Here is a 14,866-nt window from a genome sequence, read left to right on the forward strand (position 1 = left end):
CATTTATATCTTTTGAGTATCTTGGTATTTCTTTAAAAAGAAATAAAGATTAATCATGAAAGAGATAAAGTGGAACAAAAATATGTATAGAATGTATTGATAAACATCGTGAAAGCGTATCAGGATAAATCCAACGTAGTATAAAACCAAATTTACAATTACTAAAGCTTTAAATCTTTCCAAAGTTATGTTTGATGTAAAGATAACTAAGTTAAATATCAAAGGAATGATAGCTAAAATATAAAAGGGCAAATATTGGTAAGCATCTAAAAATTTACTTCCAAAAAGCATAAGGAAAATAGGTTTTCCTAAAATCACAGTTCCAATGAAAGCTATTAGATTTATAACCAAGAATAATACAAGTGAGTAAAGTAGGTACTTCCTATAATTAGTTTTGTCTTCCGTTAGCTTAACAAAGATTACTGAAAATAAAGTCATACAAAACCAGATTAAAGCTTTTCCAAGTATGGATGCAGATGCATATAAGCCGGCAGTTGTCGGGTCAAAAACTCTTTTGATAAAAAGGTCATCCGCATAAACAAAAAGTCCAACTGGAACGGACAAGAAAGATGTTTTAAAAATATCTTTTATTGGAATTTTTTTTATCTTTCCGAACAAATTTTTATTGATAAACAACACAATTGTTAATACTAACAATTCAGCAAACAATGACGAACCAACAGCACCGTAAATATTTAATCCTATTTCTATTAAAAAGACGGCTATTATTAAACGAATTGTTAATCCAAATGAATTTAAAAATGAATATTCTTTAAACTTTTCTTGAGCTTGCAAAAAGCCTTTTTCTACACTTAAAAGAAAAACAACCAACCAAACCAACCCAACTATTATAATTGCAAGCTTATGAGTTATTTTAAAAAAAACTTGTACAAATGGCAGAGATATCATTAATCCAATGAAGAATATTAACCCTGTTAAGCCGGCTATCATTCTGATGAATCTTAAAGTATCATACTTTTGTTCTTTATTTTCTAAAACTGCTTTTATGGTTAAAGTTGGATAGATATTAGATAGAAAGCTGACGGTAAGCATGAGGGAGTATAAAACCATAAATTCGCCGTATAGCTCCGGACCAAGCTTTCTGCTTACAATAAAATGGAATATGTAGCCAAGAATGTTTACGTAGAAAAACATCAAAGATAAATAGCTAAAATGTTTAAGCATGACTGCTCAAAACTTTAAGTAAATAATCTTCAAACTCAGAAGCTATTTTGTCCCATGTAAACTTTTTAGCATATTCTATACCTTTTTTCCCCATTTTTAAAATTAAATCTTTATTATTCCAAAGATAGTCTATTTTTTCTTTAAAGTCTTCTATATCTTCATTTTTAAAGCTTATTCCAAATCCATTTTCTATAGCATATCTAAGTTCAGGAATGTCTGAGACTATCACAGGCTTTCCCATAGATGCAGATTCTAACGCAACAATTCCCTGTCCTTCAAACCGAGAAGGCATTACTAAAAATTTGGCATTTTTTATTAAATCTAACTTTGTTTTCTCATCTGCAAAGCCAATGTACTTATAATTGGATTTAAGATTTTTTAATTTATCTTCATCTTTTCCTTTTCCTGCAATTACTACAGGATATTTAATGTCTGCATTGATTAGCAAGTCTAAACCCTTATTAAAAAAATCTATTCTTCCAACGTATAAAATATAGTTTCCAATATTTGAATCTTTTTCATCCAAGGTAAATTTTATACCGTTTGGTATTACCGTTCCTCTGACATTAAATTTTTCTAAAGTTTGGGCTGATACAGAAATAATGTTTTTAAATCGTTTTGGATAATAATTTTCTATAAACAAAAAAGGTAATCCAAAAATATTGTATTTTTTCAAAATATTGATTCCTGTTTTATGATGTATCTGTAAAATTACAGGCTTTTTATCTTGTAGTTTATAAGCAAATATCGGATTCCATGGAGCAAAATCTTCAATTATAACATCGTAATTTTTAAAATTTTCTCTTAAAAATTTGTAGGCTTTAAAAGCATATGAAAATGTGCTTAAAATATAGTTTTTATCATTACCTATAAATCTATACTCAAAGTTTTCATTGACTTTATAATCTTCTGCTTTTGGAAAATTGCCACTGACAACTGTTATTTTATGTCCTTTTTCAGAAAGTCTTTTATATATTTCATAAACCCTAACTGCTCCGCCACCACCTACCCATGGATTTTTTATATGGTCGTAGATAAAGTGAAGTATTTTCATGGTTTTTTAGCTATTATATAAACTGTTCTTCCTAAGATTTCACAAGGAATAAAAGAAAAATTACTTGGAGTCAGTAAATTAAGAATAGGAAAAGTTGGCAATAAAGGTAAATATTCCCACCATCTAATAATTCCAACTTTATAAACCTCAAATCCACTCATTTCCGCTAAAGTAGATAAACTTTTTTTGGTCCAAGGTCTAACATGAGTTGGGTCAGAATAAAAATTATAACCATCAGGGCAAAAAACAGATGTATAATACTCAGTGACACAATAAAAATAACCACCGCTTTTTAATGTTCTAAAAGCCTCTGAAAAAAGATTTTGTGGATTTTTTAAATGCTCTATAACAAAAGACGATATAACGATATCAAACTCATTATCACTAAAAGGAAAAGCTTCAACATCCACATCGCATTTTGAAAATTCTATTTTCTCAGAAAGTATAGGATTTTTATCTAAATCTAAGCAGTAGAATTTTGCTTTAGGGTTTAAAAATCTACTTATATAATCAATAATATTACCAGTGCCACAGCCTACATCTAAAATTTTATCTGCATTTTTTATGTTTGGAACAGAAGATAATTTTTTTACCGGTATATCTGTAAGCCTCATATATAATTTGTAAAGAAAATCATTTTTATAAGCAAAATCTTTAGCGATTTTTTTTAATCCTCTTTCTTTTTCTTTGGTTAAGATATTTTGATATCCTTTATGCTTTTCCAAATTTCAACCTCCATACCATGATAGCAGCCTCTAATGCTATTTTTTTACTCATTTTAGAAGACCCACCATTTCTTTCATAAAAGATAATCGGGATTTCTCCAATCTTACAACCTTTTTTATAACATCTGTAAACCATCTCAATTTGAAAAGCATATCCATTAGATTTAATCTTATCTAAATCTACAGCCTCTAAACATTTTCTACTATAAACTCTATATCCACTTGTTATATCTGTAAGATGTTTCAGTCCAAGAATTGTAGTAGCATACCAATTGGCAAACTTAGAAAGTAAAAGTCTTTTAAAATCCCATCCAACAACGCTTATAGTATTATTCATATATCTTGAACCAATAACAACATCATAGCCATTCTTTAAAGTTTCTATAAACCTTGGAATATCATCAGGATTATGGGATAAATCTGCATCCATTTCAAAAAATGCTTCATAATCTTTTTTTAATCCCCATTTAAAACCATCTACGTAAGCTGTACCAAGTCCAAGCTTTCCCGGTCTTTCTAAAATATGTATCTTTGGATTATTTTTTATCCAATTATAAACTTTTTCTCTCGTCCCATCTACTGAGTTATCATCAACTACTAAAATATCTAAAAAATCATACTTTGTTAATCTTTCTAAGATTTTGTCTATATTCTCAGCCTCATTATAAGTTGGTAAAACCACTAATGATTTCATTTTCCAAATTCCTTTATTGCGTCGGCTAAAAAATTCAATAAAAATATGAGATTCTTTGCTTCGCTCAGAATGACATTCAAGGTTATTCTTTTTCTGATATTTATCAGCCAACCTTTAACTGTCATCCTGAGGCCGTAAGTCCGAAGGATCTCCTTTTTAAATTCTACAAAAACCACTAATTTTTCACCCAAGGTGTTCCTCTATTGCTTTTAAAAACTCGCTCTTTGTTTTATCCCAAGAAAAGTTTTTAGCCCAGTTTAAAGCATTTTGGCAGAGCTTATTATACCCTTCTTTGTTATTCCAAATGTCTATAATCTTTTTCACAGCTTCATCTTCAGAATTTACTAAAAAACCTGTTTCATTATCTTTTATACTATCAACAAGACCATGAACCCTAAAGCCAACTGCCGGCGTTCCAAAAGCGTTAGCCTGTATTACAACCTGCCCCCACCCCTCCCGAATACTTGGTACAATCAAAAAATGGGACTGTTTCATTAAGTTTATCTTTTCTTCTTCCGAGACATAGCCTAAAAATTTTATGCCTTCAATATTTGAATACTTATCTTTTAAATAATCCAACAAAGGACCTGTACCGGCAACATAAAGATTTACATCTTTTATATACTCTTTTACTTTTAAAAAAATCTTAATCGCAGATTCTGGATTTTTTGTTTTTTTTAGCCTTCCAAGATACAGCAATGTTAGATTTTCATTTTTCTTTGGCACTTCTTCTAACGGTTGATACTCTAAGCCATTATAAACTACAAGTATATCTTTAAATCCAAGGTTTTTTAAATCTAATTGGGTTGATGGTGAGACTGTGATAGTTTTTTTGTTTTTGTACAATCTTAAAAATATCTTTTCTAAAAATCTTGGAATGTAACCAACAAATCCAAGCTCTGCATTCCAAAACTCTTCATACAGCTGATGTATAAGCAATATTGAGTTGTTCTTAAAGAATGTAAAATATCCTACGCCGTTAAACTCATCTATGATTAGCCAGTCTTGATTTTTGTTTAGCATATACATAAACCCATAAAAATGAGTTGTTAGCTCGTTTCCTTTACGGATAAACTTTATACCATCAATTATTTCTTCACTTTTTAATTCTTTTGTCTTTGAAGAAAACCACTCAACACTGTATCCGGCTTCTATTAAGCCTTTTGCGATATGGTATGTATAATTTTCAGCTCCGCCCTTTTCAGGATGTTTTATGCATCTTCTGTTTAGAATTAAAACTTTCATGCTTTATATAAGCTTACAATCCAAAGCGAAAAAAATGCTACAAACATCAGAGAGTATAATAAAATCTGCTTTCTGTCGTTTGCTTTCCAGATAAACAACAGTACCGAAGAAATCCAGCCTATTAAAGATAAAACAACTATAAAACTCCAAAAATCTGAAGGCTTATTATCATAATTTAATACCTGCATTTGTGCGTTGTATAATTTTTCATAGTCTGCCATAGTATAATTGTTAAACTCCCAATTTATAGATTCTAAAGCTCTTAATTTTGCAATTTCAGGATTAATCTTTTCTAAATACTCTGTATATGGTCTTGTGATTGGGTTTTGTATTTGGTATATACTTGTTCTGAGAGTTTCTAAGCAGTATAATCTTTCATCATCTTTTTTAAATGTATGGCAATATAGATATAATTCTTCTACAGCTTTTGAACCAAGCGGACTAAGTGGTACATAAGATAAAATTACTTTTTCATATGCTTTAACCTTTGCTATCCCGTCTTGCTGTTTTGCAGTATTGTAATACCTATTTTGATAGTAAAGATTTTTCGCTAAAAAAGTTATGAATATTGTTACTAAGAGTAAAATTGTTAGCTTGCCATATCCTTTCATAATCTTACCTTTCATTTTTATTTCTAAATTTATCCGGAACCAAATAGATTTCTTTTTCGTCATTGATTTTTCTAATTATACTCTGAACTTTTATATATTCTGATGTTTCTTCGTTTATGTAAACGTTTGCGGTTATAGACCCACCACCTTCTCCGTAGAATTTAACTTCAACAGGATTGACTAATAAAAACGGCTTTACAGAACTTGCAGCAACTATTAAACCATTGGCTATATAATTACAAATTCTGATTGTGTAATCGTCATCTGTATTGTGAAATAAGCATACTTCCGGAGAGATAAATTTATACTTATCTATGTTTATTTTGTCAAACCATACATCCGGTGTGTTGTCTTCTTTTAAAAGCCAAAAGAATGTGTATAAATAAGGTTTTACTTTTACAAAATCGTAAAGTGGATGTGTAATATCCGGAATAACGTTAAATGTATAAAGTTTTTTCTCCATAACTTTTCCTAAATTTCCTTCAAAAAATTCAGGGAGTAAGTTTTTATAAATCTGCTTTGGCTTACAGCCTTCATTAAGCCACTGTGCTACGCCTGCTGTATGATTTGTTAAGATACAAACATCATCCCGATACTTTCCAAGAAGCTTTAAATACAACGTACCGAAAATTTCCGGGTCTCCTCTTACCGCTGCAATCGATGCAACAGGAGAGATGCTTAAAAAATCCTTTCCAAAGTAGTAAGGAACCCAGTTGTTTATGTTATTTGTCTGAGAAAATCTGCCGATTATAAACACAAAAGGAAAAATCATCAAAATAACCGGAACAACTTTATAAACAAATTCCATTTTTTGAGATTTAATAAATAAAAAGCTGTTATAAATTCCTATTCCAGAAATGATAGAAAATAAAGCCATTGCCGGTAAAAAGTACTGATTACCTACAACGTTTAAAGCTTGAGCAACGTCAGAAATCTTGCCACTAAATATATCTTCTGTAAATGTTAATTTGCCTACAAGAAGGGTATAAACTAAAAATGTGATTAGTAGAAATATAAATACTTGTCTGTCTTTTTTGAACAGATAGATAAACCCTAATATTAAAAACAGAAAAAAGACGGCTGAAAAGTTTATAGAAAGAAGATAGATTAGATTTTTAAAAGCATTTATAAATCCTTGAAAGTTGCTTACACTCTGCGATGCTAAATCAATAGATGAACCAGAACCATAAGCCTTTCTTGCGATCAAAAAATAAAAGTTGTACAGATTTTCAGCCTTACCCATTACAGCAAAGCAGTCTTTTTGACTTCTTATATAAAGATAAGCATTTACAAGAAACCCCAAGAAAAACAAGAATGCTGAAGGGATGATTAATCTGATGAAGTTTTTAAAGTAAAAAACTCCTAAGATAAATAATGGTATTGTCATCATCAATGAAGTGTGATGTATAGATGAGCCGATGCCGAGCAAAAACGATGCAGTTAGAACTAACCTTTTGTCTAAATTTCTATTAAAAGAAACTTCTAAGCCAATTAAAACTAAAAGAAGCACTAAAAACAACGTAAGTGGATAAAATTTTATGACAACTGCATTATAATAAAAGCTGTAAGCTATCCCGAGAAAAGTAGCCGGAATGGTAGAAAAAATTTCTATATTATCTATTTCTGAAGATGTTTTTGAGATTATCTTTTTTGTAATAAGATAAACTAAGTATAACGATAATACAGCAAAAAATACGGAAGATAAAGCAATCCTTGAGCCAATATTACCTACCGGAATGAAGGAAAATATTTTATTAATCTGTGCGTAAAATGGATAGCCCGGTGGATGTGCTATTCCAAGTAAGTGGGATGCTAAAGCTAATCCTCCTCCATCTCCGGTAGAAAATACTGGAAAGGTTGATGCTACGTATATGATAGAAAAAATAAAAAGAACCGGATATATGGGTTTTATTTTTATTATCATTAGTCCACCTTACAATTTTTAATACATTTTATAAAAATAAATATACGTTGGATAAGAAATTAAAAGCATAAGATTCTTCGCTTTGCTCAGAATGACATATAAGGCAACTATTAACGTGCGATATGCACTTGTCATCCAACCTTTTCCTGTCATCCTGAGGCCGTTAGGCCGAAGGATCTCATTTTTAAATTTTATAAAAACCGCCAATTTCTCGCCCAAGATACACTTTAAGTAAGATTGTTTTTAAATTAAATTATAATCCAGAGCATTAAAAAATGGGCAGTGAGGTTAGCTTGTTTATTAAGGTTCCTCAACTCTCTCTTTACTTCTCGCTTACTACAGCAATCAATCCCGCCAAAACCAATTTCTTTTTCATTGCAAGTCCCCTGTTTTGCTTAATTATGTTTTGAATAGACAAAAAGAGCAAGCCTTTTAAGCTTGCCCCCTAAATATTTAGGTTAGATTATAATCCAGAACATTGAACTTGTGTTCCGTTGTTTGATGATACCGCCCAGCATTGAACACCTTGTAAAACGTTTTTACCATCACAAGTACAATCTGTGGAAGAGGACACTGCATTATATTTCCAAGTACAACTTTGAGTATTTGGAGAAGTGTTTGAGTAAGTACCTGATGAAGCTACACTTCCACCTGCCATTTGTGCGCTTGTGATTTGAGATACAGCATCTGTTACACAGTTTCTTGCGTCAGCTTGTAACGATGCGGCTGCAGCTTGTTTTCTGTACTTAGCAAACTGCGGAATAGCAATTGCTGCTAAGATTGCAATGATCGCTACTACAACGAGAAGCTCGATGAGTGTAAAACCTTTTTCACCCTTTCTCTCACCTTCTAATCTTCTTGTGAGAGATAGAGCCTGTGACACTGACTTGAAAAGTTTTTCCATGGTACATACCTCCTTTTAAAATAATTTACAGTTATAAATATAACATAGTTTAAAATATCAGTCAATACTTTTTCACATTTTTTTCATATTAATTAAAAAACAGAATCGCAAGCAATCCTTCCATTATTCTCATCATACTCACATTTAAAATCCAATTCATTGGAAACAGCTTGTAATTTTATAGGATTTTCACTTTGGAGTATTATCTCCTTTGTAAATTTAGATCTCGGACAGTTGTTAACAATATCGTTTAAGCTTGTATTTTGCCCTGTTTGCCTTGATATAGCAATCTCAGAAATGCAGTTTCTAATATCAGACATTAAAGCTGTTTTTATTGCCTGAGTTTTATATTTGTTATACATTGGAATAGCAAGACCTGCTAATATAGCTATGATGACTATAACAATTAAAAGCTCCATTAATGTAAATCCTTTTTGTTTCATAGCATCTCCTCCTTATTGAAAAAGGACAGATTTATTATATACTTTTATGTATGAAATTAAATAAAAATTTTTCACAAAAATTTCATGCTATTTGTAAACAATCAAAAACAGATGTAAATATCATTTTTGACTTTTTAGTTTTTGTAGAGTTAAAAGAAAAGCATGAGATTCTTCGCACGGCTGCAGAATGATGATGTTGATTTTTACAAACAGTTTCAGAGTTTTTAAACAAACTCAATCAATAGTTATCTACATCCTCCGCTTCCTTTTTCGATATTTATCCTACCGCTTAAAGATTGAACTGAAATTTTATAATACATGCTTCCATCAGCTGATTGAATGCAAATGTTTCCTCCAATAATCCCAAGTCCTCTTGGGTCAAAAGAAAAGCCAACACTGTTACTTCCTACAGTAGCAATAGAGTTATCAATGTTAATCGTATAAATTATGTTTCTAGCACTATTATTACTATTAGAATTAGAATTACAAAGAGCAGACCTATCTAACCCATTATCATAAACTACAATTGAATTATTATTAAGATCAGGGCAAACAGAGACATTGACGCTTCTTTCTACTGCTTTTAACTTTGCCATTCTAACAGCTGTCTCTAATTCAGATATATACTGCTGATATGTGTAAATTCTCCTCTGCTTTGGAAAATTGTTTATAGCAATGGCAAGAATGAGAGTTGCTATTAGCAGGACTATTAACATTTCTACAAGCGTAAAACCTCTTGATGTAGCACGTAAAGAATTGGATAAATGAAAAAACTTTCTATTTCCCATGATCAATCTCCTTTCTATTACGAGAGATATCCAAATATGAGAAGCAGAACATAGATGTATTTATTTGGTTATTTAAGTAAATTTTACGTCTCACGTCTCACCTCTCACGTTTCACTTCAGTACAGCGTTTGAACTGTTGTTTTAAAGTTTATTTTCTGTGTATTAATTGAAAGATTAACAACAGGAACTGTAACAGTTGCACCACATTGGGGTGGATTAACTAAACCACTAAATTTATTTGAAAGATTTTGAATTATACTACTATTAAAGTTAATTTGTGAGTTTCCGCTCATGTTAATGTTATTATTGCTACCTGATGCCGAACCAACGGAACCGTTTATAGTATAATTTCCGGATATATTTAAACTAAAGTTGTTATTGCTACCTGTAGAAAATATTAAGCCGTTAATTTCGTTTGAACCATTACCTTGAATGTTAATATTATTATCTGAGATAATTAAAGCTGGATTATCCTGCGTTCCTATGTTGCTATTTCCTTTAAGTGTCATGTTCAAGTTTGAACTATTGCCAAGAGATGCAATTATAGAAGAAGATTTTATATGCAGATTGTTTGCATCTATATTATAGTTTTTAGCAAACATGTAAACAGGAGAGTTAATATCTATTCCGTTAGATGTCATGTTAATCTGATTTTTTCCTACTAATGTTAAAGGACTTCCGTTAACATCTCCCATATTAATAGACCCAGCAGCCAATCCGCCACCACCGGAAAAATTTGATATATTAAGCGTAGCATTCCATCCAAAATCAATCTTATTGCAGTAAAAAGTAGTTGTGCTTACAATTTTATTTCCATTTCCATAGCAATTTAACGTGCCTACGTATTTACTACCGTCCCACGTAAATGTTGGTTTTGCTTGACAGTTTAAACCAGATATATTCCAACTGCTGCTTGTTGTGATTGTATTTCCTGATGCTACAGCTGTCCCTACATTTGCATTTTGCCCGAAATTGCATAGGTCATAAGATGAACCATTGGCAGGCAAACTGCTTTGTTGGTCTGTAATTGTAATAGAATTAGACGAAGTAAACCCAACAGGCTCATTATTGCTGTTAAAAGCTATGCCATACATATTTTGAAATTTGTTAAATAAATCATTTCTACTATTTACTCCACTAAAGTATGTGCTGTATATCTTATCAGGAGTGAGTTGCTCTGTTCCATTGCTACCGTCTTTTATCAAAATAGGGCTATCGGAGTTGGAAGCTACGCCGTTATTGTTATTCTTACATTGAGATGTTGTTACTTGCTGACCTTGTGGTAGCGGACTTCCAAGTATCATAGCAGCCGCAGGACAACTATTATCACATGCAGCAAGCGAAGCAGATGTAGAAGTCCCAAGTCCGCTTATATTTGTTATTTTTGTCATCATCACAGCACCCATGTTAGCCACCGTTTTACCTATATTCGTATTCGGAATTGTCTTCAAAACAGTATTGGCAGAGGCTATTTTAACTACCGTAGCCCCTTGATAAGTGCCTGTAGAATGTATAATGAATGTATTGTTTAAAGATATTATCCTAACAGTCGCAACCGGATCGTTTGAATTTGGATTTGGCTTTAGCGTGCATACACAATAGCTGTTATTAGGACAATTACATTGACTATCTGCAAAGGGAGATTTATTAGCCGTGTATCCGTCTATGTAATAACTAATCCCATAATCTGCCGCTTTTTCTGCTATGTTATACCTTACCTGCGAACCTGTTATTAAAAAGCCATTTTTTGCCACCAAAAAAGTAGCACCACCTATCAAAGATATAACAAATCCAAGAACTAAAACACTTACTAATGCAAATCCTTTGTTATTCATAGCTTTGCCTCCTTACTTAGCATAAACTTTTCTAAATCTATACGCCACATTACCGTTTTCATCTACAAAATCTGCCTGCAATTCTACAGCATTTTGTCCTCTTGGTACTACTTGAAAACTTCCTCTTCTTATTCTGCCAATATGGGTAGCATTTTCATTATCATTACAATTATAGGCAAGGTCTGTTCTGTCAAAAGCAAGCCATGATGTTCTGCTGTCAATAGGTATCTCAAAAATTCTTATCAAATGTGGCACTCTTTGAAATCTATCTCCCGGACTTAAGCCACCAACGTTTATAGTTGTATTAGAAGTTTGATTATTCTGTAAATTCAGGCAGTCTATATTATCATTAGCAAGGTCTTTACTACCTAATTCGTAGTATCTGATAGATGTTCCATCTGCTGAAAATATAAAGTAGCATTTATTGGTTTTGTTTGACGTTAATCTGCAAGATAATATATTGCAAGGCGGTACGTTGTTAAGGCAATTTACTACATATCCAGTACCACCAAGTGAAGCAAAGAAATAAATTGTATCATTTCTGCCATCATTATTAGTATCTACCGCTTGATACCAAAAAGGATTTGCGGGCGGAAAGGTAATTCCATTAGGTAAACTCGGTTGCCACTTTTTAGGATTGCCGTTTTTATCTGTCCGTAAAGCGCCATCGTAATCCATTATATAGATTGAAATAGTATCTGATGAAGGCATCCCTACTCCCCATCTTGAAAACAGAAAATCAAGAGTAGCAACTAAATTTTGTGCTTCTTGTATAGCTTGGCTAACAGGTTTATTTTGCTGAAATCCTCTATTAGCTACTATAAAAGCAATAGATATAGCCCCAAGTATTAAAAGGGATATCAATATACTCATTAAAAACTCAACAACTGTAAAACCTCTTTTACGTGAGACGTGAGATGTAAATTGTGAGGTGAAAATAATTAGTAAGCTGGATTTAAAGCGTAAAATGTAGCCTTTTCTATTCATAGCTTAACTCCTTAATTACATATTCTTACAGTTTGTGAAAATCTAAAAATACTAAAAGAGGACGTAAATGTAATATCTTGGCAAGTATTTGGAGCTACAGTGCATCCGGGAGGGTTAATCTGGTTAACTATGTTTAAACCACCACATTGATAGCTATTTATATTAGAGATATCCACCGTATTATCCAACACATGAGCTTTACATAGTCCAACTGCATAATTATTAGCATCAACTAAACAGTTTTGGATAAAAGTTCTTTGATTATTTAAACCAAACAGAGTAATGGTTGTCATAACTCCAACAACGATAATTACCGTTAAAGCTGCAGCAATCAAGCCCTCTATTAATGTAAATCCTTTATTGTTTAAATTCATTGAATAACTCCCGAAATTGTAATTTCAATTATAAATAATAAAGATATTTAAAAAATACATCAAGGCTTTTTCACGGAAATTTCATAAACAAATAACGGCACTTAAGAGAATTAAGACAGAATGTAAGATTGTTTCAAAATTCTCGTAAGTTTATCTTTCGGTGTCACTCTGAAGACGTAAGTCCATAAGACCTCCTCTTTGAAAAATTGAGAAAATAGAGATTCTTTACACGTCTTCAGGATAACAATGATGTTGGTTTTTACAAGCAGCTTCAATAGAGATGACGCATATCTTTCAAAGTGTATAAAACCAAAAAATCGTCTCTTCTTACTATTTCACCTAATTACTTTTTTTACTTATATAATCTAAAACTTTGTGTGGGTCAGATGCTGGGTCTACGCCTCTATATATTTTTTCAACTTTACCCTCTGGATTTATAAGAATTGTATCTCTTGAACACAGTCCAAAGAATGTTTTAACATCATAAGCTTTAGCTACTTCTCCTTTTGGGTCTGATAGTAAGCTGTGTTTAAAGCCGTATTTTTCCTTAAATTTTTTTATTGATTCTATATCATCAGTACTTATGCCAAATACAACTGCATTTACTGAAACAAATTTATCGTATAACTTTGAATATTCTTTGCCTTGTGTGGTACATCCGGGAGTGCCTGCTTTTGGATAGAAGTATAAAATTACCCATTTTCCTTTGTAATCTGAAAGCTGGACCAACTTGTTAGATTCGTTATAAAGCTTGAAATTATAAGCTGGCTGTCCTTCTTCAATAGCTATCCCTGATTTTACAATTCCAAGCAGAATTAAAATCTTTACTAAAAAATTTTTCATCTTTTACTCCTTACTTCTCATATTTTTTTATGAGAATTTATCAAATTCAAAAATTCTTCTCTTGTTTTTTGACACTCTAAGAATCTTCCTTTAAGCTTGCTTGTTACTGTGATAGACTCTGGATTTCTTACTCCTCTCATTGCCATACAAAGGTGAACTGCTTCCATTACAACAGCTACACCTTTTGGCTGTAGCTCTTTTTCAAGATGCTCAGCAATTTCCGCTGTCAATCTTTCTTGGACTTGTAGTTTGTAAGAGAATTTGTTTACAACTCTAACAATTTTAGACAATCCGCATACTTTTTTATCTGGAATGTATGCTACGTGTGCTTTTCCAAAAAAAGGAAGTAAGTGATGTTCACATAAAGAATAAAATTGAATATCTCTTACAACTACCATCTCATCGTAGCTTCCTACTTCTTCAAAGATGGTCATGTTCATTTCTCTATAACTTTCAAACTCTTCCCACATTTTAGCCACTCTTTTTGGTGTGTCTCTTAAGCCTTCTCTGTTTGGGTTTTCTCCAATGCCTTCTAAAAATAATCTTATTGCTTGCTCAATTTTATTTTTGTCTATTGCCATTATTTTTTCTCCTTTTTATAGTAATTTTTTAAATACTTCGAGCTAGAAAATCAATATTCAATAAAAACATGAGATTCTTCACTCCGCTCAGAATAACAAAATAAGATAAATATTAACATACTTTCACTTTCTCTGTCGCATAATAAATATACCAAAAATTTTTAAACTTTAAGAGAATAAGTTTTATAATAATTACAGACATACCTCGGGTGAGAAATTCAAATATAAATAAAACATCTAAAAAAGCTCCTTGGTGGCAGTTAAAATTGTAATAGCAAAAATTCCACCAAGGAGGTAAAAATGCAAAACTCTAATCTTTATTTTACAATATTTCAAAAAATCTCTGAGCATTTAACTATACTTTTAAACGTTCAATCAAAAAAGAAAGCAGGTAGACCACCTAAGGTATCTGATTTACAGCTTGCAGCTTTATATATCACATCCTACATTTCAAACACTCCTATTCTTACACTTGCCAGATTTCTAATTTGTCCTTCTATTCAATCTTGGCATCTGTTTAGAAAATCAAAATCAGAAAGAGTTTACAAAATCCTTAGAGAATATTGGCTAAGAAGAATCACGATTATTATGATGCTTAAAATTGTTCTTGGAAAAAAGGGAAAGCTTATAGTAGATGGCACTATAATTGAAGCAGCAAGATTAAGCAGAGCAA

At 31.6% G+C, this 14,866-nt stretch carries 16 protein-coding genes and 1 pseudogene; 1 reads left to right on the forward strand and 16 read right to left on the reverse strand.

Translation table 11 applies throughout. From position 1 onward, the window contains the following. Window positions 1–3: 3 nt before the first annotated feature. The 16 genes from Q0929_RS04320 to folE all read right to left on the reverse strand — a co-directional run bounded on the left by Q0929_RS04320 (window position 4) and on the right by folE (window position 14,193). Window positions 4–1,185 carry an oligosaccharide flippase family protein gene (locus tag Q0929_RS04320; protein WP_299238341.1) on the reverse strand — a complete coding sequence of 394 codons (1,182 nt, stop codon included), beginning with the start codon at window positions 1,183–1,185 and terminating at the stop codon, window positions 4–6. Further along, window positions 1,178–2,239, reverse strand: coding sequence for a glycosyltransferase family 4 protein (locus tag Q0929_RS04325; RefSeq protein WP_299238342.1), 1,062 nt, complete (start codon window positions 2,237–2,239; stop codon window positions 1,178–1,180). Before Q0929_RS04325 ends, Q0929_RS04320 begins: the two co-directional genes overlap by 8 nt. After that, on the reverse strand, window positions 2,236–2,964 hold the full coding sequence (locus tag Q0929_RS04330) for a class I SAM-dependent methyltransferase (RefSeq protein WP_299238343.1): 729 nt from the start codon (window positions 2,962–2,964) through the stop codon (window positions 2,236–2,238). The genes Q0929_RS04325 and Q0929_RS04330 overlap by 4 nt, the downstream gene beginning before the upstream one ends. Beyond that, complete coding sequence (locus Q0929_RS04335; protein WP_299238344.1) at window positions 2,951–3,658, reverse strand: polyprenol monophosphomannose synthase; 708 nt, start codon at window positions 3,656–3,658, stop codon at window positions 2,951–2,953. The genes Q0929_RS04330 and Q0929_RS04335 overlap by 14 nt, the downstream gene beginning before the upstream one ends. After that, complete coding sequence (locus tag Q0929_RS04340; RefSeq protein ID WP_299238345.1) at window positions 3,655–3,849, reverse strand: hypothetical protein; 195 nt, start codon at window positions 3,847–3,849, stop codon at window positions 3,655–3,657. The genes Q0929_RS04335 and Q0929_RS04340 overlap by 4 nt, the downstream gene beginning before the upstream one ends. After that, a complete protein-coding gene (locus tag Q0929_RS04345; protein ID WP_299238346.1) occupies window positions 3,842–4,903 on the reverse strand; it encodes a glycosyltransferase family 4 protein in 1,062 nt (353 codons plus the stop codon). The genes Q0929_RS04340 and Q0929_RS04345 overlap by 8 nt, the downstream gene beginning before the upstream one ends. Then, on the reverse strand, window positions 4,900–5,514 hold the full coding sequence (locus Q0929_RS04350; protein WP_299238347.1) for a hypothetical protein: 615 nt from the start codon (window positions 5,512–5,514) through the stop codon (window positions 4,900–4,902). Before Q0929_RS04350 ends, Q0929_RS04345 begins: the two co-directional genes overlap by 4 nt. A 4-nt stretch (window positions 5,515–5,518) precedes the next feature. Then, the gene (locus tag Q0929_RS04355; protein ID WP_299238348.1) at window positions 5,519–7,438 is read right to left on the reverse strand and encodes a DUF2723 domain-containing protein; all 1,920 of its coding nucleotides are present in this window, start codon (window positions 7,436–7,438) and stop codon (window positions 5,519–5,521) included. A gap of 463 nt (window positions 7,439–7,901) precedes the next feature. After that, on the reverse strand, window positions 7,902–8,342 hold the full coding sequence (locus tag Q0929_RS04360) for a prepilin-type N-terminal cleavage/methylation domain-containing protein (RefSeq protein ID WP_299238349.1): 441 nt from the start codon (window positions 8,340–8,342) through the stop codon (window positions 7,902–7,904). A gap of 92 nt (window positions 8,343–8,434) precedes the next feature. Next, window positions 8,435–8,785: a prepilin-type N-terminal cleavage/methylation domain-containing protein gene (locus tag Q0929_RS04365; RefSeq protein ID WP_299238350.1), complete on the reverse strand. Its 351-nt coding sequence runs from the start codon at window positions 8,783–8,785 to the stop codon at window positions 8,435–8,437. 245 nt (window positions 8,786–9,030) lie between these two features. Next, the gene (locus Q0929_RS04370; RefSeq protein ID WP_299238351.1) at window positions 9,031–9,573 is read right to left on the reverse strand and encodes a GspH/FimT family pseudopilin; all 543 of its coding nucleotides are present in this window, start codon (window positions 9,571–9,573) and stop codon (window positions 9,031–9,033) included. 116 nt (window positions 9,574–9,689) lie between these two features. Next, on the reverse strand, window positions 9,690–11,408 hold the full coding sequence (locus Q0929_RS04375) for a hypothetical protein (RefSeq protein ID WP_299238352.1): 1,719 nt from the start codon (window positions 11,406–11,408) through the stop codon (window positions 9,690–9,692). Window positions 11,409–11,420: 12 nt separating this feature from the next. Continuing rightward, complete coding sequence (locus Q0929_RS04380; protein ID WP_299238354.1) at window positions 11,421–12,281, reverse strand: hypothetical protein; 861 nt, start codon at window positions 12,279–12,281, stop codon at window positions 11,421–11,423. Between the two features lie 125 nt (window positions 12,282–12,406). Next, complete coding sequence (locus Q0929_RS04385; RefSeq protein ID WP_299238355.1) at window positions 12,407–12,769, reverse strand: prepilin-type N-terminal cleavage/methylation domain-containing protein; 363 nt, start codon at window positions 12,767–12,769, stop codon at window positions 12,407–12,409. 339 nt (window positions 12,770–13,108) lie between these two features. Then, window positions 13,109–13,612 carry a peroxiredoxin gene (locus Q0929_RS04390; RefSeq protein WP_299238356.1) on the reverse strand — a complete coding sequence of 168 codons (504 nt, stop codon included), beginning with the start codon at window positions 13,610–13,612 and terminating at the stop codon, window positions 13,109–13,111. A gap of 17 nt (window positions 13,613–13,629) precedes the next feature. After that, a complete protein-coding gene (folE, locus tag Q0929_RS04395) occupies window positions 13,630–14,193 on the reverse strand; it encodes a GTP cyclohydrolase I FolE (protein ID WP_299238357.1) in 564 nt (187 codons plus the stop codon). A 300-nt stretch (window positions 14,194–14,493) separates the two neighbouring features. Between folE and Q0929_RS04400 the strand changes: the two are divergent. Next, a pseudogene (locus Q0929_RS04400) lies at window positions 14,494–14,866 on the forward strand (hypothetical protein); the annotation flags it as partial.

The sequence above is a fragment of the Sulfurihydrogenibium sp. genome (assembly GCF_028276765.1).
GTDB lineage: Bacteria > Aquificota > Aquificia > Aquificales > Hydrogenothermaceae > Sulfurihydrogenibium.